This is a genomic window from Polynucleobacter sp. MWH-Jannik1A5, from assembly GCF_018881795.1.
Taxonomy (GTDB): Bacteria; Pseudomonadota; Gammaproteobacteria; order Burkholderiales; family Burkholderiaceae; genus Polynucleobacter.
Genome location: NZ_JACVPQ010000001.1, coordinates 1588488 through 1610245, shown reverse-complemented (window position 1 = coordinate 1610245; position 21758 = coordinate 1588488). Strand labels below are relative to the sequence as shown.

24 protein-coding genes are annotated in these 21758 nt (G+C 46.1%); 7 read left to right on the top strand and 17 right to left on the bottom strand.

What is annotated here, in order from left to right; genetic code table 11:
- Window positions 1-18 precede the first annotated feature (18 nt).
- From ICN23_RS08195 to ICN23_RS08125, 15 genes are all read right to left on the bottom strand, one after another.
- Window positions 19-696, bottom strand: a complete 678-nt coding sequence (locus tag ICN23_RS08195; protein ID WP_216231671.1) for a phosphoribosylanthranilate isomerase — start codon at window positions 694-696, stop codon at window positions 19-21.
- Between the two features lie 26 nt (window positions 697-722).
- Window positions 723-1562 carry a tRNA pseudouridine(38-40) synthase TruA gene (gene truA, locus ICN23_RS08190; RefSeq protein WP_216231670.1) on the bottom strand — a complete coding sequence of 280 codons (840 nt, stop codon included), beginning with the start codon at window positions 1560-1562 and terminating at the stop codon, window positions 723-725.
- 1 nt (window position 1563) lies between these two features.
- Complete coding sequence (locus ICN23_RS08185; RefSeq protein ID WP_216231669.1) at window positions 1564-2964, bottom strand: FimV/HubP family polar landmark protein; 1401 nt, start codon at window positions 2962-2964, stop codon at window positions 1564-1566.
- Window positions 2965-2974: 10 nt separating this feature from the next.
- Window positions 2975-4132, bottom strand: coding sequence for an aspartate-semialdehyde dehydrogenase (gene asd / locus ICN23_RS08180; protein ID WP_216231668.1), 1158 nt, complete (start codon window positions 4130-4132; stop codon window positions 2975-2977).
- Between the two features lie 50 nt (window positions 4133-4182).
- The gene (gene leuB, locus ICN23_RS08175; protein WP_216231667.1) at window positions 4183-5253 is read right to left on the bottom strand and encodes a 3-isopropylmalate dehydrogenase; all 1071 of its coding nucleotides are present in this window, start codon (window positions 5251-5253) and stop codon (window positions 4183-4185) included.
- Window positions 5254-5276: 23 nt separating this feature from the next.
- Window positions 5277-5924: a 3-isopropylmalate dehydratase small subunit gene (gene leuD, locus ICN23_RS08170; protein ID WP_216231666.1), complete on the bottom strand. Its 648-nt coding sequence runs from the start codon at window positions 5922-5924 to the stop codon at window positions 5277-5279.
- A 32-nt stretch (window positions 5925-5956) separates the two neighbouring features.
- Window positions 5957-6166, bottom strand: a complete 210-nt coding sequence (locus ICN23_RS08165; RefSeq protein WP_216231665.1) for a hypothetical protein — start codon at window positions 6164-6166, stop codon at window positions 5957-5959.
- Window positions 6167-6179: 13 nt separating this feature from the next.
- Window positions 6180-7589: a 3-isopropylmalate dehydratase large subunit gene (gene leuC, locus ICN23_RS08160; RefSeq protein ID WP_216214580.1), complete on the bottom strand. Its 1410-nt coding sequence runs from the start codon at window positions 7587-7589 to the stop codon at window positions 6180-6182.
- A gap of 17 nt (window positions 7590-7606) precedes the next feature.
- A complete protein-coding gene (gene gltA, locus ICN23_RS08155; RefSeq protein ID WP_068321361.1) occupies window positions 7607-8920 on the bottom strand; it encodes a citrate synthase in 1314 nt (437 codons plus the stop codon).
- Window positions 8921-9002: 82 nt separating this feature from the next.
- Window positions 9003-9272 (bottom strand): succinate dehydrogenase assembly factor 2, encoded by a 270-nt coding sequence (locus ICN23_RS08150; protein WP_216231664.1) that lies wholly within the window; start codon window positions 9270-9272, stop codon window positions 9003-9005.
- A complete protein-coding gene (locus ICN23_RS08145) occupies window positions 9269-9973 on the bottom strand; it encodes a succinate dehydrogenase iron-sulfur subunit (RefSeq protein ID WP_062308838.1) in 705 nt (234 codons plus the stop codon). The genes ICN23_RS08150 and ICN23_RS08145 overlap by 4 nt, the downstream gene beginning before the upstream one ends.
- Window positions 9974-9990: 17 nt before the next feature.
- On the bottom strand, window positions 9991-11769 hold the full coding sequence (gene sdhA, locus ICN23_RS08140; protein ID WP_216231663.1) for a succinate dehydrogenase flavoprotein subunit: 1779 nt from the start codon (window positions 11767-11769) through the stop codon (window positions 9991-9993).
- Between the two features lie 4 nt (window positions 11770-11773).
- Entirely contained in the window at window positions 11774-12139 is a 366-nt protein-coding gene (gene sdhD / locus ICN23_RS08135; protein WP_068321349.1) for a succinate dehydrogenase, hydrophobic membrane anchor protein, read from the bottom strand.
- A 24-nt stretch (window positions 12140-12163) separates the two neighbouring features.
- Entirely contained in the window at window positions 12164-12583 is a 420-nt protein-coding gene (gene sdhC, locus ICN23_RS08130; RefSeq protein ID WP_216231662.1) for a succinate dehydrogenase, cytochrome b556 subunit, read from the bottom strand.
- Between the two features lie 132 nt (window positions 12584-12715).
- Window positions 12716-13444: a GntR family transcriptional regulator gene (locus tag ICN23_RS08125; protein WP_370624781.1), complete on the bottom strand. Its 729-nt coding sequence runs from the start codon at window positions 13442-13444 to the stop codon at window positions 12716-12718.
- A 159-nt stretch (window positions 13445-13603) separates the two neighbouring features.
- Here ICN23_RS08125 and ICN23_RS08120 point away from each other — a divergent pair, with 159 nt between their 5' ends.
- Both ICN23_RS08120 and ICN23_RS08115 read left to right on the top strand, forming a co-directional pair.
- On the top strand, window positions 13604-14593 hold the full coding sequence (locus tag ICN23_RS08120; RefSeq protein ID WP_215324359.1) for a malate dehydrogenase: 990 nt from the start codon (window positions 13604-13606) through the stop codon (window positions 14591-14593).
- A gap of 13 nt (window positions 14594-14606) precedes the next feature.
- Window positions 14607-14981 carry a hypothetical protein gene (locus tag ICN23_RS08115; RefSeq protein ID WP_216231660.1) on the top strand — a complete coding sequence of 125 codons (375 nt, stop codon included), beginning with the start codon at window positions 14607-14609 and terminating at the stop codon, window positions 14979-14981.
- Window positions 14982-15064: 83 nt separating this feature from the next.
- Here the strand turns inward: ICN23_RS08115 and ICN23_RS08110 are convergent, their stop codons facing one another.
- On the bottom strand, window positions 15065-16276 hold the full coding sequence (locus ICN23_RS08110) for a DUF2863 family protein (RefSeq protein WP_216231659.1): 1212 nt from the start codon (window positions 16274-16276) through the stop codon (window positions 15065-15067).
- On the bottom strand, window positions 16276-17052 hold the full coding sequence (gene yaaA, locus ICN23_RS08105) for a peroxide stress protein YaaA (protein WP_216231658.1): 777 nt from the start codon (window positions 17050-17052) through the stop codon (window positions 16276-16278). The genes ICN23_RS08110 and yaaA overlap by 1 nt, the downstream gene beginning before the upstream one ends.
- Before the next feature lie 85 nt (window positions 17053-17137).
- On the opposite strand from yaaA, the gene ICN23_RS08100 reads away from it, so the two are divergent.
- From ICN23_RS08100 to ICN23_RS08080, 5 genes are read left to right on the top strand one after another with little or no spacing between them, the layout of a single operon-like run.
- Window positions 17138-18334, top strand: coding sequence for a pyridoxal phosphate-dependent aminotransferase (locus tag ICN23_RS08100; protein WP_216231657.1), 1197 nt, complete (start codon window positions 17138-17140; stop codon window positions 18332-18334).
- Between the two features lie 8 nt (window positions 18335-18342).
- Window positions 18343-19071 (top strand): glutathione binding-like protein, encoded by a 729-nt coding sequence (locus ICN23_RS08095; protein ID WP_216231656.1) that lies wholly within the window; start codon window positions 18343-18345, stop codon window positions 19069-19071.
- 1 nt (window position 19072) lies between these two features.
- Window positions 19073-19927, top strand: coding sequence for a 3-hydroxybutyryl-CoA dehydrogenase (locus ICN23_RS08090; protein ID WP_216231655.1), 855 nt, complete (start codon window positions 19073-19075; stop codon window positions 19925-19927).
- Window positions 19928-19958: 31 nt separating this feature from the next.
- Window positions 19959-20438: a DUF3429 domain-containing protein gene (locus ICN23_RS08085; RefSeq protein WP_370624768.1), complete on the top strand. Its 480-nt coding sequence runs from the start codon at window positions 19959-19961 to the stop codon at window positions 20436-20438.
- A 4-nt stretch (window positions 20439-20442) separates the two neighbouring features.
- A complete protein-coding gene (locus tag ICN23_RS08080) occupies window positions 20443-21756 on the top strand; it encodes a replication-associated recombination protein A (RefSeq protein WP_216231654.1) in 1314 nt (437 codons plus the stop codon).
- Window positions 21757-21758 lie beyond the last annotated feature (2 nt).

Sequence of the window (21758 nt, the reverse complement as noted above, 5' to 3'; positions counted from 1 at the left end):
TGATTTGGTTACAGCAAATTATTGGGATGATGTTTTCGCATCAGCTGCGCGCACTGCTTGGATAAATTGAGCCATGAGCGCAGGATCTTTAACACCCCTGCTGCTTTCTACGCCACTGCTGACGTCAACCGCGCAAGGATGCAGGCGTGCAATCGCCTCGCCCACGTTGTGCGCGTTCAATCCACCACTCAAAACGACCCGAGGCGCGTTTTCGCTTACCCATGTCTGCGGTATTCCTTGCCAATCAAAAGGAACGCCTCCGCCACCATATCCCTCGACGAGGGCATCCAGCAGAAAAGCGTTTGCTTGACCATATTGTAGGGAAAAATCATCAAAAGCGAAGCCTGTTCCTACGCGGGCGGCCTTCATCCAAGGCTCACCAGCAGCAAGCTGGGCACAGCGCTCTGGGGTCTCATCCCCATGAAACTGCCATAAGGTGATCGAAGCAGCGGCTCGAATAGCGGCAAATTGCTCATCTGTAGCGTTTACAACCAACCCAACGGCATCGACCCCTGCTGGGAGCCTGGAAATAAGCTGGGCAGCGATATTAGGGCTTACAGCCCGCACACTTGGAGGGTAAAAGACGAAGCCGACAGCATCCACCCCAGCGGAAACGGCTGAATCCACATCACCAGACGTCTTTAAACCGCAGATTTTGACCCTAGTTCGGCCGGGAGAATATGTCAGTAAGCCCATAAATGAATGATAAGGCCTGGGGCCTATTATTTCTCTTGCTTCCCAATAACCTTGGCAGGTAGCCAGGAGTTTTCCAGCCATGGCTGAGGAATAGCAAATTCCTCGGGATAAGTAATTTTGGCCAAGTACAGACCATCCGCCATAAAGGTCGGGGCAGCAATTTGCCGATTCTTGGCTGCTAGCACTTCTGTCATCCATTCTGGCTTTTGTCTGCCCTGCCCGATTTGTAAAAAGCATCCAACAATATTGCGGATCATATGATGCAAAAAAGCGTTTCCACGGATCCGGAAATAAACCCAAGGCTGCTCAGAAATAATCTCTATGGAATAAATCGTTTTGACTGGGGTTTTACTCTGACATTCAGATGAGCGAAATGAACTGAAATCGTTCTCACCAATTAAACATTCAGCCGATTTTTTCATTGCATCCACGTCGAGCCACTGACCTGGCGGCAGCATTAAATATCCAGCACGCGAATGCGACATTGGCGAACGACATGGTCCAACCTGTAACGCATAAATATATTCGCGCTCATAAGCTGTAAAACGAGCACTAAATTCATCTGAAACGGGCTTTGCCCAGTTCACCACAATCGATGGCGGCAAGAAAGAGTTCACACCCCTAACCCAAGAAAAATCTTCGCGCTCGACATTGGTATCAAAGTGCACAACCTGCCCTAGAGCATGAACTCCAGTATCCGTTCTACCTGCGGTGATGGTATGAATGGGATGCTCAGCACTCGCCTGCTCACCAACAAAAGCAGAGATTGCTTTTTCTAATTCGTCCTGTACGGTGTTGTGATTGACCTGAGTTTGCCAACCAGAATATGGGCTGCCGTCATACTGAAGGCCAAGGGCTATACGCATATTAGGTATTGCGATGCGAGATTTCTGCTAACAAGCCCTGTGCTTCAATGGTAATTGCAGGGTCAACTGAATTGCTCATTCGGAGCACTTCATCCAAAGACTTTTTAGCAGCAGAAAAATCTTCAATCGTGATGTAAGCACGTGCCAAATTGAGTTTGACGCGCAAGGTATCGGCTAGAGGATTGGAAGCTGGGACTGCCGTAACAGATGGCGCCGCATTTGCTGGCTTTGAAAGATCAAGATCGATTCCCTCAAACAATGCTTTAGCACGAGCTGGCATTTCAAAAGGAGTTCCTGCTGCAGGTTTCTCTTCATGATATTTTTCTTCTTTGCTTGCTTGTTGGGCATGCGTATGAATACTTGGCGCCTCTGAACGACGAGCATTACGAGCCAAGCCCCACAGAAGTAGACCAGTTAGAGCGATTAAGCCAATAGCCAAAATAGCTGGGCCAAAGCCGCCTAAACCAAAATTACTATCTACCGCCTTCTTCTCTTTTGTCTTATCTAAAAGTCTTTGTAGATCGGCAATATTCTTTTCCAATTCAGCGACACGAGCTTTAGTTTGCTCAAGCATCTTCTCTTGAGCGACCAACTCTTCGGTATAGCGACGCTCTTGCTCGTTACCTTCGGCACTAGAGCCAATCTTTAAGCGATCCTTAGGCGCGACCTCTCCAGACTTTGCGGTATTGGATTTTCCAGTTCCCGCATTAGCCCCTTTATCCCCATGCTCAGCACGCCACTGTTCATTGGCATCCGCAACAAACTGATTGGCTTCAGCAGGACTGATAGAGCGTAACAAGGCCTGACTTGGTTTAGTTAACTCAGCGCCAGCAGCAAGGCGATTAATACTGCCGCTAGCAAAGGCATCCGGATTGGCTTTATACAAAGCCATCATGGTTTGATCGAGAGTAGCACCCTCTAGTTGAGGCGCAATGGTGGCGGCAATCTCAGATAAGGTTTGACCTGGCTTTACGGTGATTTTTTGTACATCACCCAGCAATAAAGTAAATGTCTTAGTGAGACTTCCGCTCGACCAGTTGAGGTTGACCAATACATCTAGAAATGGATCATCTGTCATGGGAACAGAGTCAACGGTTTCAACGAGCACCATTAACCGCTCTTGACGATTGCGATACACCATCGCTTGCGGATTTAACTGCAGGATCTTTTGAGAGATACCGAGGCGCTCATATGCAGCCTTATTCGGCATCGCCACATTCAGACTGGATAGAACTCCCTGCTCATCAGTCCCCACCCGAATAGGAATTTCTACTCGCAATGGTTCGCCTGGGCGAGACTGGAGTTGCGGTGCTCCTAAGGAGATAGCAGTGACGTTAAAAGACCAGCTTAGCCAAACAAAGCAAAGGAGCTTTAAAAAGCTTGATTGGCTAAGACGTAGCATCAACTTAAGATTACTTTTCGAGCAATATGCGGAGCATGCGACGCAATGGTTCAGCAGCACCCCACAGGAGTTGGTCGCCAACCGTGAATGCACCTAAGTACTCTGGACCCATTGCCATCTTATGCAAACGACCAATAGGTACAGTCAACGTACCACTGATAGCTGCCGGAGATAAATCACGCTCAGTTGTTTCACGATCATTTGGAACCACTTTGACCCACTGGTTATCCGCAGCCAAAATTTCTTCGATCTCTTTGAGTGGAATATCTTTTTTGAGCTTTACAGTCAAACCTTGTGAGTGGCAGCGCATTGCACCAACACGCACACATAAGCCATCAATAGGAATGCTGCCTGGCGTACGGAATGCTGGACGACCCAAGATCTTATTGAACTCAGCGCCACCCTTCCACTCTTCTTTAGTTTGACCGTTCTCAACAGGCACATCAATCCAAGGAATCAAGCTACCCGCTAATGCGGTATTGCGGAAGTTTTTCTTCGGAAAGTCAGGAGAGCGCAATGTCTCAGTAACTTTGCGATCAATATCTAAAATCCAGGAAGATGGGTCAGCCAATTCAGTAGCGACGCTATCACGCAACGCCCCCATTTGCAGAAGCAACTCGCGCATGTTCTGCGCACCGGCACCAGAAGCTGCTTGGTAAGTCATGGCGCTAATCCACTCAACCATGTCAGCCTTCACCAGACCGCCCATAGCCATCATCATCAAGCTCACAGTGCAATTGGCACCAATCCAATTCTTGCCGCCAGCAGCCAAAGCTTTATCAATCACCGGACGATTCACTGGGTCCAAGACCAATACAGCGTCATCTTTCATACGCAACGCACTGGCAGCATCAATCCAATGGCCATTCCACCCTGCAGCGCGTAGCTTAGGGAAAATATCATTGGTGTAGTCGCCACCCTGGCATGTCAAGATGATGTCGCAACGTGACAATGCCTTGATGTCATTGGCATCTTGCAAAGTGCTTTCGCTCTTAGTAACTTTCTTACCATTAAGGAGGGGCACTTCACCACCGGCTTGGCTAGTACTAAAAAATACTGGCTCGATCAGATCGAAATCCTTCTCGGCCAACATTCTCTCCATAAGAACGCTACCAACCATACCGCGCCAGCCAACTAAACCAACCAAAGGTGTTTTTGTATTTGCCATGATGTTAACTATCTAGTGAATTTAATTTCTGTTTACGTTTGTTTTGTTTCTTATGCAAGTGCTGCAACAACAGCATCGCCCATTTCAATGGTTGATACTTTTTTCGTGCCTTCGGTATAAATATCAGCGGTACGTAATCCTTGCGCCAACACTTTTTGAACCGCCTTTTCAATACGGTCCGCCTCAGCAGGCATTCCTAAGGAATAGCGCAACATCATGGCAGCAGACAAAATCGTTGCCAATGGGTTGGCGATGCCTTTACCAGCAATATCAGGCGCAGATCCATGACTTGGCTCATACAAGCCTTTATTGTTCTTATCCAAAGAGGCAGATGGCAACATACCAATTGAGCCAGTCAACATAGCTGCTTCGTCAGACAGAATATCGCCAAATAAATTACCAGTAACTACTACGTCAAATGCCTTAGGTGCTTTAACCAACTGCATTGCAGCGTTATCGACATACATATGCGATAACTCAACGTCTGGATACTCTTTAGAAATACGAATCATCACTTCACGCCAAAGCTGTGAAGTTTCTAATACGTTCGCTTTATCAACGCTGCATACTTTCTTGCCGCGCTTGCGTGCAGCTTGAAAAGCAACATGTCCAATACGCTCTACTTCTGGTTCGCTGTAGTGCATAGTGTCAAAGCCTTCACGAGCACCTTTAAACAAAGGTAACTCTGAAGTGCGAATGCCGCGCGGCTGACCAAAATAGATGTCCCCATTGAGCTCACGGACGATCAAAATATCTAAACCACCAATAATTTCTGGCTTGAGACTTGATGCAGCAGTCAGTTCTGGATAGCAAATCGCTGGTCTGAAGTTAGCAAACAACTCCAAATGTTTACGCAAACCTAAGATCGCTTGCTCAGGGCGCAGTTCGCGCGCAAGCGTGTCGTACTTCCAATCACCTACCGCACCAAACAAAATAGCATCGGCTTTTTTAGCTAACTCTAGTGTTGTAGGCGGCAAAGGATGACCAGCAACGTCATAAGCAGCACCACCAACTGGAGCCTCTTCTAAATCAAACTTGGGGCCAAGTGCTTGGAGCACTCGAACGGCTTGAGCAACGATTTCCGGGCCGATACCATCGCCCGGTAGGACTGCAATTTTCATGAAAGGCCTTTAAATCAACGAAATTACGGCAATTGTGTCGCAAGCCAAGGCATCTTGAGGATGCGCTCCGCTTCATAAGCCTTGATTTTATCTGCATGTTGCAGGGTTAAACCAATATCGTCTAAGCCGTTAATAAGGCAGTACTTTCTAAATGGGGCCACATCGAAGCTGTATGCGGTGCCATCAGGGGCAATGACCTGCTGAGCTTCTAGGTCAATTGTTAACTGATAGCCATTAAAAGCCATGGTCTCGTTAAACAGATGATCAACCTGCATTTCGGTCAAAACGATAGGTAAAAGACCGTTCTTAAAGCAGTTATTAAAGAAAATATCTGCAAAACTAGGTGCGATTACCGCTCTAAAGCCAAATTGATCCAAGGCCCATGGCGCATGTTCACGTGAACTGCCGCAACCAAAGTTTTTACGAGCCAAAAGAATTCCTGCGCCCTTATAGCGAGGTTGATTGAGAACAAAGTCTGGGTTGATTGGACGTGTACTGCAATCTTGACCAGGTTCACCATGGTCTAAATAACGCCATTCATCAAAGAGGTTTTGACCAAAGCCAGTTTTCTTAATAGATTTCAGAAACTGCTTAGGAATGATGGCATCGGTATCCACGTTCTCGCGATTAAGCGGAGCAACTAAACCTTTGTATACCGTAAATTTTTCCATGATTCGACTTTTACTCTGTTTGCTCTAAGTATTTACTTCACAGGAGTAACGACAACGTCCTTACCCTTAGTTTGAGATTGATTGCCCTGCTGTGTTGTGTTGCTTGATCCACCCATGGAAGTTCCTAGGTTTTGCAAATCTTTTCCAACGCCTTCCATAGTGCTGCTGCAAGCAGAAATCAGAAGTCCAGCAATACCAACAATGGCTAATTTAGAAATTAAAGAGGCTGAAGAAAATTTCATGACTTGATTACCCTTATGAAATCTTACGAACATCAACAAAGTGACCTTCAATGGCTGCAGCTGCAGCCATTGCTGGACTAACTAAATGGGTACGCCCACCATTACCTTGACGACCCTCAAAGTTGCGGTTGGAGGTAGATGCACAACGCTCTCCCGGCTCTAAGCGGTCAGCATTCATTGCTAAACACATAGAGCAACCTGGCTCACGCCATTCAAAACCTGCGGCTTTAAAAATGCGATCCAAACCCTCGCGTTCCGCTTGAGCTTTAACCAAACCAGAACCTGGAACTACAAGAGCCAACTTCACATTGGCAGCTACTTTTTTACCCAAACGATCCACCACTTTTGCGGCAGCGCGGATATCTTCAATGCGGCTATTTGTGCAAGAACCAATAAATACTTTATCAATAGCGATGCTGCTAATTGGTGTATTTGGATTGAGATTCATATACTGCAACGCACGTTCCATTGCAGAGCGCTTGTTTGGATCACGTTCTTTTTCTGGATCGGGTACGCGATCACTAATTGCTAACACCATCTCTGGAGAAGTTCCCCAGGTCACTTGTGGAGCGATTTCTTCGGCACGTAATTCAACAACAGCATCAAATTTTGCATCTGGATCAGAGTGCAAGGTTCTCCAATATTGCAGAGCTTGCAACATCGCAGGACCCTTAGGGGCATATGGGCGACCTTGAATGTACTCAATGGTTGTTTCATCTACAGCAACTAAACCAGCACGTGCGCCAGCTTCAATTGCCATATTGCATAAAGTCATGCGCCCTTCCATCGACAGCTCGCGAATCGCTTCGCCAGCAAATTCAATGGTGTAACCAGTGCCACCAGCTGTACCAATCTTACCGATCACGGCAAGCACTATATCTTTAGCAGTAGAGCCTGGCTGTAAACGGCCATCCACTTTTACCAACATGTTCTTGCTCTTTTTCATGAGCAAGGTTTGAGTAGCTAATACGTGTTCGACTTCAGAGGTGCCGATACCAAATGCCAAAGCACCGAAGGCGCCATGAGTACTGGTATGAGAATCTCCGCAAACCACTGTCATGCCGGGCAAAGTAGCGCCCTGCTCTGGTCCAATCACATGAACAATCCCTTGACGGGTATCGTTCATTTTGTATTGAGTAATGCCAAAAGCATCGCAGTTTTGATCCAGGGTATCTACTTGCAGCTTGGAAATTGGGTCAGTAATGCCTTCAGAGCGATCCGTTGTTGGAACGTTGTGATCGGATACTGCCAGATTGGCAGAGATGCGCCAAACAGGACGGCCAGCTAAATTTAAACCTTCAAATGCCTGAGGGCTGGTTACCTCATGAAGCAACTGACGATCAATATAAATCGTGGCTGTGCCATCCTCTTCAGAGTAAACAACGTGGTCATCCCACAATTTGTCATAAAGCGTACGAGACATGAGTGACCTTAAAAACCTTATTTACGAACTGTAATGTTTGGAACCTTACGCGCTGTTTCGCCAACATATAACTGACGTGGACGACCAATCTTATATTCAGGATCAGTAATCATTTCTTCCCACTGAGCAATCCAACCTACTGTTCTTGCCAAAGCAAAAATACAGGTAAACATTTCTGTTGGGATACCCAAAGCGCGTTGAACGATTCCTGAGTAGAAGTCTACGTTTGGATAGAGCTTGCGGCTAACGAAATAGTCGTCTTCCAATGCGATCTTCTCTAGAGTCATTGCCAACTTGAACAATGGGTCATCTTGCAAGCCCAATTCATTCAAGACTTCATAGCAAGTCTCACGCATTAATTTAGCGCGTGGGTCAAAGTTTTTGTAAACACGGTGACCAAAGCCCATCAAGCGAACGCTAGAGTTCTTGTCTTTTACTTGAGCAATGAACTCATGAATCTTGTCTACGCCACCTTGAGCTTGAATCTCATTCAACATCTGCAAACAAGCTTCGTTTGCACCGCCGTGTGCTGGACCCCAAAGGCAAGCAATACCAGCGGAGATAGCAGCAAATGGATTGGTGCCAGAAGAGCCACACAAACGCACTGTAGAAGTAGAAGCATTTTGCTCGTGGTCAGCATGCAATGTGAAGATACGATCCAAAGCACGAACCAATACTGGGTTCACTTTGTACTCTTCACATGGTGTTGCGAACATCATGCGCATAAAGTTTGCTGTGTATGACAAGGAGTTATCTGGATAGATAAATGGCTGCCCTACGGAATACTTGTATGCCATCGCTACCAATGTAGGCATCTTTGCGATCAAACGAATTTGGGCAACTTCACGAGCATGCGGATCGCTGTAATCAATCTCATCATGGTAGAAAGCAGCCATTGCACCAACCAAGCCAGTCAACACAGACATTGGATGCGCATCACGACGGAAGCCACGCAAGAAGAATTGCATTTGCTCATGAACCATGGTGTGGTGCATGACCATTTCGTCAAATGCTTTTTTCTCAGTTGCGTTTGGCAATTCGCCATTGATCAAGAGGTAGCAAACTTCTAAGAAGTCACAGTTATTCGCTAAGTCTTCAATTGGATAACCACGATAGAGCAACTCGCCCTTGTCGCCATCAATATAAGTAATTTTGCTATTGCATGACGCAGTAGATAGAAAGCCTGAATCGTAAGTGAACTTACCGGTCTGACCATAGAGCTTACGAATGTCAATTACGTCAGGACCAACTGTCCCTTTGTAAATTGGCAGATCAATATCTGGTGTTCCATCCGAAAACGAGAGTTTTGCCTTGATGTCCGATTCAATCATTTCTAATCCTTAGTCATTCAAAATTATGATTAATACACTATTCATTCATGCATCTATACGCTTACTGCACCAAAAGGTTGAATTACTTCTCTCTCAACCTCTGTAAAACTAGTTTGAAAGAGTTTGTTTGCATCTCTTTCTCCAAGCTTGCTACAGAATCTTTACGACCAATTAATAAATCCATTAAGTCGTTGTCATCTAGAGCCAATAGTTGGCTTAAAACCTTTCCATCTTCAACGCTTAACTGAGTACCGTAGCGCTCAAAAAAACGCTGCAGAATTAAATCGTTCTCTAGCAAGCCCCTGCGAGCATCACTCTTTAAACGATATAACTCTGCATTTCCGAGGGTCATACTGCCCTACGAACCATCAACTCCTTGATCTTGCCAATTGCCTTCGTTGGATTCAAGTGCTTAGGACATACGTCCACGCAATTCATGATGGTGTGGCAGCGGAACAAGCGGTATGGATCTTCTAAGTTATCCAAACGCTGAGCAGTTTCTTCATCACGGCTATCAGCAATAAAGCGATATGCCTGTAACAAGCCGGCTGGGCCAACGAACTTATCTGGATTCCACCAGAATGATGGGCATGAAGTTGAGCATGATGCGCACAAGATGCACTCATACAAACCATTCAACTCTTCACGCTCTTCAGGACTCTGGAGACGCTCTTTTTCAGGAGGTGGATTGTCGTTTACCAAGTAAGGCTTGATAGACAAGTATTGCTTGAAGAACAAAGTCATGTCGACGATCAAATCACGCACAACCGGCAAGCCAGGCAATGGGCGCAATGTGATGACCTTAGGCAAAGTCAACATATTGGTCAAACAAGCCAAGCCGTTTTTACCGTTAATGTTCATGGCATCTGAACCGCACACGCCTTCACGGCATGAACGACGATAAGAAATAGTTTCGTCTTGCTTCTTCAAGGAAATCAACGCGTCCAACAACATGCGCTCGCCAGTGAGTTCTAACTCATAGCGTTCCATGCGTGGAGCTGCATCGACATCTGGATCGTAGCGGTAAATTTCGAATATACGGATATCACTCATTTTCTATTTCTCTTCGCTTAGAAAGTACGTTCTTTTGGAGGGAAGGACTCAACAGTTAAAGGCTTCAAAATAACTGGTTTGTAAGTAAGCTTATTGCCTTCGCTGTACCAAAGGGTATGCTTCATCCAGTTCTCATCATCACGATGCGGATGGTCATCATGTGAGTGAGCGCCACGACTCTCTTTACGAGCTGCCGCAGAAATCATGGTTGCGTTTGCAGTCTCAACCAAGTTAGCCACTTCCAAAGCCTCAATACGTGCAGTATTGAAAATCTCGGATTTGTCTTTAACCCATAAGTGCTTAGCGCGCTCAGTCAATTTAGCCATTTGACGAACACCTTCGTCCATCAGCTCTTGATTGCGGAATACGCCAGCATATTTCTGCATGCACTTGCGAATATCGTTTGCAACATCTTGCGCGTACTCGCCTGAAGTTGAGTTATCCAACTTCGCAATACGCTCCAATGTTTGCTCACCAACATTAGCAGGCAATGGCTTGAATTCGCGATTCTTGAGATCAAGACCAACAATGTGGTTACCAGCTGCACGACCGAATACTAAAAGGTCGAGCAATGAGTTTGTACCTAAACGGTTAGCGCCGTGCACAGAAACGCATGAACACTCGCCGATTGCATACAAACCATTCACGATTTCATTGTGAATGCCATTAGCAGGCACAACTACTTGACCATTGATGTTGGTAGGAATACCGCCCATCTGATAGTGAATCGTTGGCACCACTGGAATTGGCTCTTTAGTAACGTCAACGTTAGCAAAGTTGATACCAATTTCATAAACAGAAGGCAAACGCTTCATGATCGTATCGGCACCAATGTGCGTCAAATCGAGCACAACGTAGTCACCGTTAGGACCGCAACCGCGCCCTTCTTTAATTTCTTGATCCATTGAGCGAGATACGAAATCGCGTGGAGCCAAATCTTTCAATGTTGGCGCATAACGTTCCATGAAACGCTCACCATCTTTGTTACGCAAGATGCCGCCTTCACCGCGACAGCCTTCTGTCAACAATACGCCCGCACCAGCTACGCCAGTTGGGTGGAATTGCCAGAACTCCATATCTTCCAATGGAATGCCTGCGCGAGCTGCTAAGCCCATGCCGTCGCCGGTATTAATAAATGCGTTAGTAGATGCATCCCAAATACGACCTGCACCACCAGTAGCCAACATCACAATCTTGGCTTCCAAGATGTAAACCTGGCCAGTTTCCATTTCGAGAGCAGTTACACCAACCACATCACCGTCGTCATCACGAATCAAATCGAGCGCTAACCATTCAACGAAGAAATTGGTTTTTGCGCGGACGTTACGTTGATACAAAGTGTGCAACATCGCATGACCAGTACGGTCAGCTGCAGCGCAAGCACGCTGTACTGGCTTCTCGCCATAGTTTGCTGTGTGGCCGCCGAATGGACGCTGATAAATCGTGCCATCTGGGTTACGGTCAAACGGCATGCCAAAGTGCTCTAACTCATAAACAACTTTTGGAGCTTCACGACACATGAACTCGATAACGTCTTGGTCACCCAACCAATCAGAACCTTTGATGGTGTCATAGAAGTGATAGTGCCAATTGTCTTCACTCATATTGCCCAATGAAGCACCGATGCCACCTTGTGCAGCAACAGTGTGTGAACGTGTTGGGAAAACTTTTGTAAGAACAGCAACATTCAAGCCGGCTTCAGCCAACTGCAATGAAGCGCGCATACCTGAACCACCTGCTCCAATAATCACCGCATCAAAACGGCGGCGTGGCAATGATTTTTTAATTGCAGTCATCGAATTACACTTTCCACAAAATTTGAACGGCATAGGCCGCACAGGCTACGAGATACAGAACAGTTAACACTTGGAGTGTCAAACGAATGCTGACGGGCTTGATGTAATCCATCCAGATGTCACGCACGCCAATCCAGGCGTGGTAGAACAAGCTGATGAAAGCCAAGAGTGTTAGCAGCTTCATTACTTGACCGCTAAACAAGCCAGACCAGCCCTCGTAGGAGGCGCTACCAGTGATGCAGTAGTCAACTAACAAAACAATCGTAAATACCACCATCACAATCGCTGTAACGCGTTGGATGATCCATTCTTTAAGGCCGTAATGCGCACCGACAACTAAGCGCTTTGGTCCGATTTGATAAATAGGCATGAGATTTCCTTAAATGATTAGCGCTTAGTACAAGCCGAACATTTTGAGACCAACTACTGCAGTCAAAGCTAGACCAATCACGAGAACAACTATGGCCGAACGATTAGCTTCAGACTTTTCTACGCCGATTTCTAAATCGAGTAAGAGGTAGCGGATACCAGCACAGAAGTGGTGTAAGAAACACCAAATCAAACCGAGGCAAATAATTTTTACCAGTATGTTGCCGGTAAAAGCCTGGAATTTTTGATAGCTCAACTCAGAGGCAATGCTCTGGTCGAAGAGATACAAGATAAATGGCAACAAGAGGAACAATACTGCTCCACTAATGCGGTGAAGAATGGATACCTTACCAGCCCAAGGGAGGCGGTATTTAATCAACTGGGCAAGACCAATATTGCGGTAAACCGGTCTATCTTTTTTTACGTTTTGCTGTGAATCAACCATGGGTAATCTCTATCTTTAGGTGGAGGTTCAGTGTGGTTTTGTTGTATCGCAACATATTCTATTGGAAACCTTAGGGATGGTGGGGATTTTTTGGCGTTTAAAGGGGTTAATTACTGGTTTTTACTGATTTGCTTAGTTCAATTTGTTTTCGTAATGCTGCTCTGAAGTGTCGTACCTTGCGTGACGAATTTCTACTGGTTTATTCCCGTAGGTAAAGGCAACACGCTCCACAGAAAGCAGTGGCGCACCGATGGGCAAATGAAGGTGTTTGGCCAGCACTTCGTCTGCCGTGATCGCTTTAATCTTTTCTTCCGCTCGAACCATATGGGTGGCATATTGGCCTTCATAGAAAGCGTACACCGGGCCATGCCAAGCATTGAGAGCCTCTAAGTCTAAGCCCTTAAATCGTGCACCAGGAAGAAAAATCTCTTCAAAAACAATGGGTTTGCCTGCAAAACTCTGTACCCGATCAATATGAATGATGGGGTCGCCTGCCTTTAATTTAAGCAAATTAGCCACGTATGGGCTTGCTTTAGTGTTTTCACAGGACAAAAACAGATTGGTAAGGTGAAATTTCTCGCCAGAATCGGGAGCTAAACGTAAAAAACGGTACTGCCAGTCATCTTCTTGATGGGTGGCCACGAAAGTACCCTTCCCTTGGCGACGAACTAGGAGGTTTTGAGCGGCAAGCTCATCAATTGCCTTGCGTACTGTGCCCTGACTGACAGCGTACCGGGCTGCCAGCTCCATTTCACTGGGAATAGCCTCCCCTGGAAGCCATTCAGAGGCTTGCAAACTAGCCAAAATCATCGCCTTAATCTGCTCGTACAGAGGGCTAAATGAGGCAACAGGCAAAGTCACATCAGACAAATTAACTCCAGACCGCGTCAATTGGATAAAATTCTAGGTAATTCTAGTCTTATATAAGACATCATTGACAGTGTAAAGCTAAAGTCCCTACACTTGAATGGATAATAGAAAAGTTTTCGTTTAATTAACCTTCCTCTGGAGTTCTAAGCAATGGCAAAAGCCCCAATGCGTGTCGCCGTAACCGGTGCAGCCGGTCAAATCGGATATTCCCTTTTATTCCGTATCGCCAATGGCGACCTTTTGGGCAAAGATCAGCCCGTAATCTTGCAATTGCTTGAGATTCCTGATGAAAAGGCACAAAAAGCCTTAACTGGCGTAATGATGGAGTTGGAAGACTGCGCATTCCCACTCTTGGCTGGTATGACAGCTCACTCAGATCCAATGACAGCATTTAAAGATATCGACGTTGCTCTTTTAGTTGGCGCACGTCCACGTGGCCCTGGCATGGAGCGTAAAGATTTGCTCTCCGCTAACGCACAAATTTTCACAGCACAAGGCAAAGCACTGAATGCCGTTGCTAAAAAGACTGTCAAGGTATTGGTTGTTGGTAACCCAGCAAACACAAACGCTTACATCGCTATGAAATCTGCTCCAGATATTCCTGCGAAAAACTTTACTGCGATGTTACGTCTTGACCACAACCGCGCACTCTCACAATTAGCTAACAAGTTGAATAAGCCTGTTGCTGATATTGAGAAATTAGTTGTTTGGGGCAACCATAGCCCAACAATGTACCCAGACTATCGCTTTGCAACCATCGATGGCAAGTCAGTTAAAGACGCTATCAACGATGCAGCATGGAACAAAGATGTATTTATTCCTACTGTTGGCAAACGTGGTGCAGCCATCATTGAAGCTCGCGGTCTATCTTCTGCAGCCTCTGCAGCGAACGCAGCGATTGATCATATTCATGACTGGGTACTCGGTACAAATGGTAAGTGGGTAACTATGGGTATTCCTTCTAAAGGCGAATACGGCATTCCTGCTGAAGTAATTTATGGCTTCCCAGTTGTTTGCGAAAACGGCGAATACAAAATGATCGAAGGTTTAGAGATCGATGAGTTCTCCCGTGAGCGCATGACACACACCTTGAATGAATTACTCGAAGAGCAAGCTGGCGTTAAGCACCTGCTCTCATAAGGAAAATTCGCACATGAAAAAAAATCTTCTCGCCATTAGCGTAGTACTTGCAAGCCTTTTAGGCGCTGTAAATGCTAGCGCTAGTGAAGAAGTAATCACATGGACTTGTCAGGAAAGTAAGCAGTTCAAAACTACTGGCACTACTGAAAAAGTTCGCTTAACTTGGGAATCTAAGTCTTATGATTTAGAGCGCCAAACTTCATTGCCAGGCAGCTTGCGTTACAAGAACATGAACTCTGGTTACGATCTTGTAGTGCTAGGTAACAAAGCAATGTTGTTTAACATCAAAGCAGGTGTACGTCTTGCCGATTTCTGCCAAACAGCAGATATGAAGTCTGGTAAGTTGCCACACTTGTTTGCTGGTGCGGAACCATTTGTGCAGAATTAATTTCTCACGTTGCATTAATTAAAAAAGCCGAGGATTCCTCGGCTTTTTTATTGCTTAGTTTCTTTACTTAATTTCTTATTTCTCTAGTGGAACAAAGGTTGCTGTGACGGTGCGTCATCAGGCATTTCAGCATGCACCGCTTCACCAGAGCGATCCGGAAATAACGGTGCGCCGCAGTCGTCGCACAGCTCTGGATCAAATAGCATGGCATGGCGGAAGACATCCTCCACTCCAGCATCATGCAAGGCATCGCAAATCTTCTTAATCGGACTCTCATCATCCGATAAATCATTTAAGGCGTCGCTTGCCACACTCTCGCGGTCATATAGAGGCCAGATCACGCCATACATTACCTCTGAGGATCCTTTTGCACTAAAAGAAATCCGGTACTCATCAGCCTGTTCTTCGCCAAATGCACCAACAACACAGGATAAGCCTGCAGGCAGAATTCCGAGAGTGCTCTCGAGAAAGTTCACTGCTGCACGAATGCTTAATGGCCGCACATGTTTATCAGCCAAACGACAGTTTGTGAAATACGCTTCCGGCAAGAGAAGTTCAAACTCACAGCCCGGCAATAAAGAAGCAATCGGCTCTTGCATGGCGTTTTGCCAACCGATCAAACTCACTCCACGCTCTTGGCGTGCTGGTGGCTCTGCCTGCCAACGGAAGATTGGTGAGCCAGCAGGCGCACTTAAGGCAGCAATAATGAAACGGGGATCAGCCAAAACAGCAATGGTTTCTGACATGTCGCGCAACTCGAGCTTGACGTCTTTTCCAGAGATTGCTGCACTTGCTAATGATTCAGTCAGGATGCGAGTTTGACAATGCGAATGAGGCATTTGATCGATGCTGTACAACCAAGGAACAATCGCTAAACGTGTATCTGTTGAGGCAATCGCGCTATGTAATGCTTGGGCTGTGGATTCAATGATGTTGGTTGGCAGTGGGCCAGAAGGAATTTGATAGCGCGTATGTGCAACGATTGGCAGCGCTAATAACAACACATCCCACTCCTGCCCTTCATGCTCGATCCTTAAGGATTCGGCCAAGGTTTCTGCGATATCGGCAAGTACCTCAAAAGCGACTGTATTAATCCGAAAGGTTTGATCTAGGGCAGCATCAATCACATTTTGATTTTGGCTTTTGAGTAAGCGCATTAAGCGCACGTTCAAGCGCTCCTCCCAAAAACGGTCTTCGACCTGACTTCCAGAAGCGGCCAAAGAAATAGCGTCAGCCACCAACTTCTCCACCTCTGGAGAATTGCGTTGCGATGCTTTGGTGCGATGAACAGCCATTATTTTCTTTCTGCCCTTCTAAACACAGGCTTATCTACTTTAGATTCTGCGGCATAGTACTTATATCCATCTAAATTAAAGCCTTTTAAATCTGCTGGATCAGTAATGCGATTCTCAACTACATAGCGCGCCATTAAACCGCGAGCCCGCTTGGCATAAAAAGAAATGATCTTGTACTTACCATCTTTAGCATCCTGAAACACAGGAGCAATCACTAGGCAATCCAATTCTTTGGGCTGAAGTACCTTGAAATACTCTTCCGAGGCCAAATTAAGTAGTACGGGCTTCTTTTGTTTTTCTAAAACCTTCTTAATGGAATCAGTCACTCTACCGCCCCAGAATGCATAGAGATCCTTACCTCTTGCATTTTTGAAGGAGGTGCCCATCTCTAGACGATATGGCTGCATCAAATCCAAGGGCTTCAGGGCGCCATACAAGCCAGACAAAATCCGAATGTGGTCTTGAGCAAACTGAACGGACTTGGCATCCAGGGTTTTGACATCAAAACCGTCATATACATCACCATCAAAGGCGTAGATCGCCGGCTTGCTATTTTCTTCGGTAAATTTCTTAGACCAATCGCGATAGCGCCCGACATTCAAAGTTGCCAATTGGTCAGATAAGCCCATGAGCTTGGCAACATCTTGTGGTGCGAGCTTCTTGAGATCGGCGATCAGCTTGGCTGATTCGGAGACAAATTCTGGCAAAGTGGGTGCCTTGACCTTGGCCGGGGTCTTGTAATCCAGGGATTTAGCAGGTGAAAGGACGATCAGCATGGCACAATTTGTTTATGTATTTTTACCATTCTAGCGACTACCGGATATATCCGCTCTAAAAGACTGACCACCTGCCTTCACCTCCATGAACCCACTAGAGACCCCCTCTTTTCCAAGTCGCCTGCCAAGGGTGGGGACCACGATCTTCACGGTAATGTCAGCTTTAGCTGCAGAGCACAAAGCAATTAATTTAGGCCAAGGTTTTCCAGATTTTCCTTGTGATCGAAAACTGATTGCCGAGGTCAATGAAGCGATGTTAGCCAATCGCAATCAATATCCACCCATGATTGGTATTGCAGAGCTACGCAATGGCATTAGCCAGAAGATTCAAAACTTGTATGGACATCACTACGATGCTGATACCGATATCACCATCACTGCGGGCGGTACACAAGGTATTTTGACGACCATACTCGCTTGCGTTAGTCCGGGCGATGAAGTCATCATTATTGAACCAGCGTATGACAGCTATCGACCTGCTATTGAATTGGCAGGCGGCAAAACTATTGCCATTGCTTTACAAGTCATTCGTGATGAGCATGGGCAAGTGACTTCTTATGAAATTCCTTGGGAAATCCTAGCCAAAGCAATCAACACCAAAACCCGACTGCTCATCATCAATACGCCACACAACCCTACTGGAATGGTTTGGGACAAGACTGACTTAGATCGCCTCGCAGGCTTAGTGCGCAATACTTCCACATTGATTTTGAGTGATGAGGTTTATGAGCACATGGTCTATGACGGAGCTCAGCATCACAGCGTTGCCTCTCATCCTGAGCTTGCCGCTAGGAGCTTTCTGATTTCTAGTTTTGGCAAGACCTATCATGTGACAGGCTGGAAAGTAGGTTATGTTGCCGCACCACCGGCACTTACAAAAGAGTTTCGCAAGGTCCATCAGTTCAATGTATTTACCGTGAACACACCGATGCAATATGGTCTAGCAACATATCTTGCAGATGCTGAACATTATTTAAATCTCCCCGCCTTTTATCAGGCTAAGCGTGATTTTTTTAGGGCGGGACTGAGCAAAACTAAATTTAAGTTGCTCCCTACTCCAGGCACCTATTTTCAGTGCGTTGACTACTCAGCATTAGGTATTCCCCAGGCAAAATTCAATGAGGCTGACTTTTGTAAATGGCTTACAACGGAGATTGGGGTGGCAGCGATACCAGTCTCTGCTTTTTATGAGCAAGCTACTGAATCTGGCGTCATTCGTTTTTGTTTCGCTAAACAAGATCAAACACTATCAAGCGCCTTACAACGTTTAGAAAAAATCTAAAGGACATCATGGCAAATAAAAAATCTACCGTAATTGATGTTTATAGCTGGCCGACACCAAATGGCCACAAAGTGCACATCATGCTGGAAGAATGCGGCTTTCGACTGGGAAAGGATTGGATCGCTCACCCCATCGATATTGGTGCAGGAGATCAATTTGCCCCTGATTTTTTAAAGATTAGCCCCAATAACAAAATCCCGGCAATAGTTGATCCTGATGGTCCAGATGGCAAGCCCATTAGTCTTTTTGAGTCTGGAGCGATTCTTCTCTATTTAGCCGGCAAGACTGGCAAGCTCTTACCCCAAGACACCCGCGGCAAGTATGAAGTGCTGCAATGGCTGATGTTCCAAATGGGTGGCCTAGGCCCTATGCTTGGGCAAAACCACCATTTCCGCCTCTACGCACCTGAGAAAATTGAATACGCGATTAATCGCTATACCAATGAAGCTAGGCGAATCTATGGGGTGTTGGATAGCCAACTGAAAGATAATCCCTATGTAGCAGGGAAAACGTATTCGATTGCCGATATTGCGATTTATCCATGGACGCGTAATTGGAAAAATCAAGGTATCGATATCAACGAGTACCCGCATTTCAAACGTTGGTTTGAAAAGATTGGTGCACGACCAGCTGTAAAGCGTGGTTGTGAAGTATTAACCGCATTACGCAAACCCTTGCACGATGACAAGGCTAGAGAGCAGTTATTTGGTTCAACCCAGTATCAAAAGAGGAAATAAGATGAGTATTCAATCCGTCGGTGTAATCGGTGCAGGCACTATGGGAAATGGTATTGCGCAAGTGTGTGCAGTTGCTGGCCTTGATGTCGTCATGGTTGATATTAACGACGCAGCAGTTCAACGCGGTCTCGATCAAATTAGTAAAAGCCTGGATCGTCTCGTCAAAAAAGAAACCTTAACACTTGAAGCTAAAGATGCTGCGCTGAAACGAATTAAAGGCAGCACTTCTTATCACGACTTCAAAGGTTTGGGTTTGGTGATTGAAGCCGCTACTGAGAACCAAGCAATTAAAGAGAAAATCTTGAAGCAAGTCGATGAGATTGTGAGCAAAGACACCATCATTGCTACCAATACCTCTTCTTTATCCATCACCAAATTAGCAGCTCTTGATTCCAATCCTGCGCGCTTTATTGGAATGCACTTCTTTAACCCGCCACCCTTGATGGCTCTAGTAGAGGTGATTCGTGGCCTACAAACTAGCGATGCAACTCATGCCGCCATTATTGAGATGGCTAAGCGAGTTGGTAAAGAGCCGATCACCGTTAAAAACTCTCCTGGCTTTGTAGTCAATCGTATTTTGTTACCAATGATCAATGAAGCATTCTTTGTTCTGTCAGAAGGACTTGCTAGTCCGGAAGATATTGATGCCGGAATGAAGTTGGGCTGCAATCAGCCGATTGGTCCACTGGCATTGGCTGATCTCATTGGTTTAGATACTTGCCTAGCAGTTATGGAAGTTTATTTTGAAAACTTCAGCGACTCTAAGTATCGCCCTTGCCCACTGTTGCGTGAAATGGTTGCAGCTGGATACCTCGGTCGCAAAACAGGACGCGGCGTTTATACCTACGATAAATAATTTTTACTTTAAATAACGAAACCATCCCATCGTGAACCCCATTCCACCTCTAGTACGCAAACTTGGTTATGCCGGTCTTATTCCATTTATTGGTCTAGCTTTAATGGTGCAACTTGCACCAACACCGATGAACTACTTGAGCGCTGAATCATTAGCAGGCTATGGAGCTGTCATTACTTCATTTATGGGGGCCTTACATTGGGGCGCTAATTTGCACCTCTTGGGCAAAGCACCCGCTGGAGATCGCTGGGAAGACCGCAATGCTTGGATCTGGGGGGTTATCCCAGCCTTAGTTGCATGGGTTGCACTTCATATTTATATCCCTGTGGGTCTACTCATCCTTGCCTCCACTCTGATTATTCAGCGCAATATTGATCAGAATACTTATCAATATTATTTTTCTGATGACGCTACTCGCGCAGCATTTATGACGATGCGTAATCGCTTGACCTATATTGCCGCTGCATGCCTAACCTGGGCATCTTTAGTGATTCTTTTTATTCAAGCATGATGTAATGAGCAGTCTTTTTGATAGCACTCCGCCCCCACCCTTAGCGGAGGCGCTGCGCCCAAAAACGATTGAAGAAGTCATTGGGCAAACACATTTATTAACCAGCGGCAAACCTCTTAACCTAGCATTTGCCTCGGGCAAGCCACACTCCATGATTTTGTGGGGGCCCCCGGGTGTTGGCAAGACAACATTGGCACGTCTCTCAGCAAAAGCATTCGATCGAGAGTTCATAGCGATTTCTGCAGTTCTTGCTGGAGTCAAAGAAATCCGCGAGGCTATTGAGCAAGCACAACAGAACATGGCTCAGTATGGCAAGCAAACGATTTTGTTTGTAGATGAGATTCATCGCTTCAATAAGAGCCAGCAAGATGCCCTGCTACCCCACGTGGAATCGGGCTTGTTTACCTTTATTGGCGCCACTACTGAGAACCCTTCTTTTGAAGTGAACTCCGCACTCTTGTCGCGAGCTCAGGTGTATGTATTGAAGTCACTCACTCCAGAGGAGTTGAAATTACTCTTTGATCGTGCGCGCCAACATGCAATGCCTGATGTGCAATTTGAATCTGCCGCCATTGACACGCTCATCTCCAATGCTGATGGCGATGCAAGGCGTCTATTAAATCTGGTTGAACAAGTACGTAATGCGGCACTCACTCCGAATGCTGAACTCAAGAACGTCGATCAGCAATTTATTGAAAATGCCCTCAGCGCTCAAGCGCGACGTTTTGACAAGGGTGGCGATCACTTCTACGATCAAATCTCTGCACTACACAAATCTGTTCGTGGTTCCAATCCTGATGCAGCCTTGTATTGGTTTTGCCGCATGCTCGATGGTGGAGCAGATCCCCGCTATCTAGCGCGTCGCATTATCCGCATGGCTTGGGAAGATATTGGCTTAGCAGATCCAAGAGCAATGCAATTAGCCAATGATGCTGCGCAAACCTTTGAAAGACTCGGCTCACCTGAGGGTGAGCTTGCACTTGGCCAGGCAGTGGTTTACCTTGCCGTCGCCTCTAAGAGTAATGCCAGCTACAACGCCTTTAATGCTGCACGTGCCTTTGTGGCGCAAGATCAATCTAGAGGTGTGCCGAATCATTTGCGCAATGCCCCAACAAAGCTCATGAAAGAGCTTGGTCATGGCAAAGAATATCGCTACGCCCACGACGAACCTCATGGCTATGCTGCCGGCGAATCCTACTTACCTGAGGGTATGAAAGAACCACACTGGTATGAGCCAGTTGAACGTGGCCTGGAGTCTCAGATTAAAGAAAAGTTAGCTTTCTTAAAAAAGCTCGATGACGAGCACAGGAAGAAGTAAAG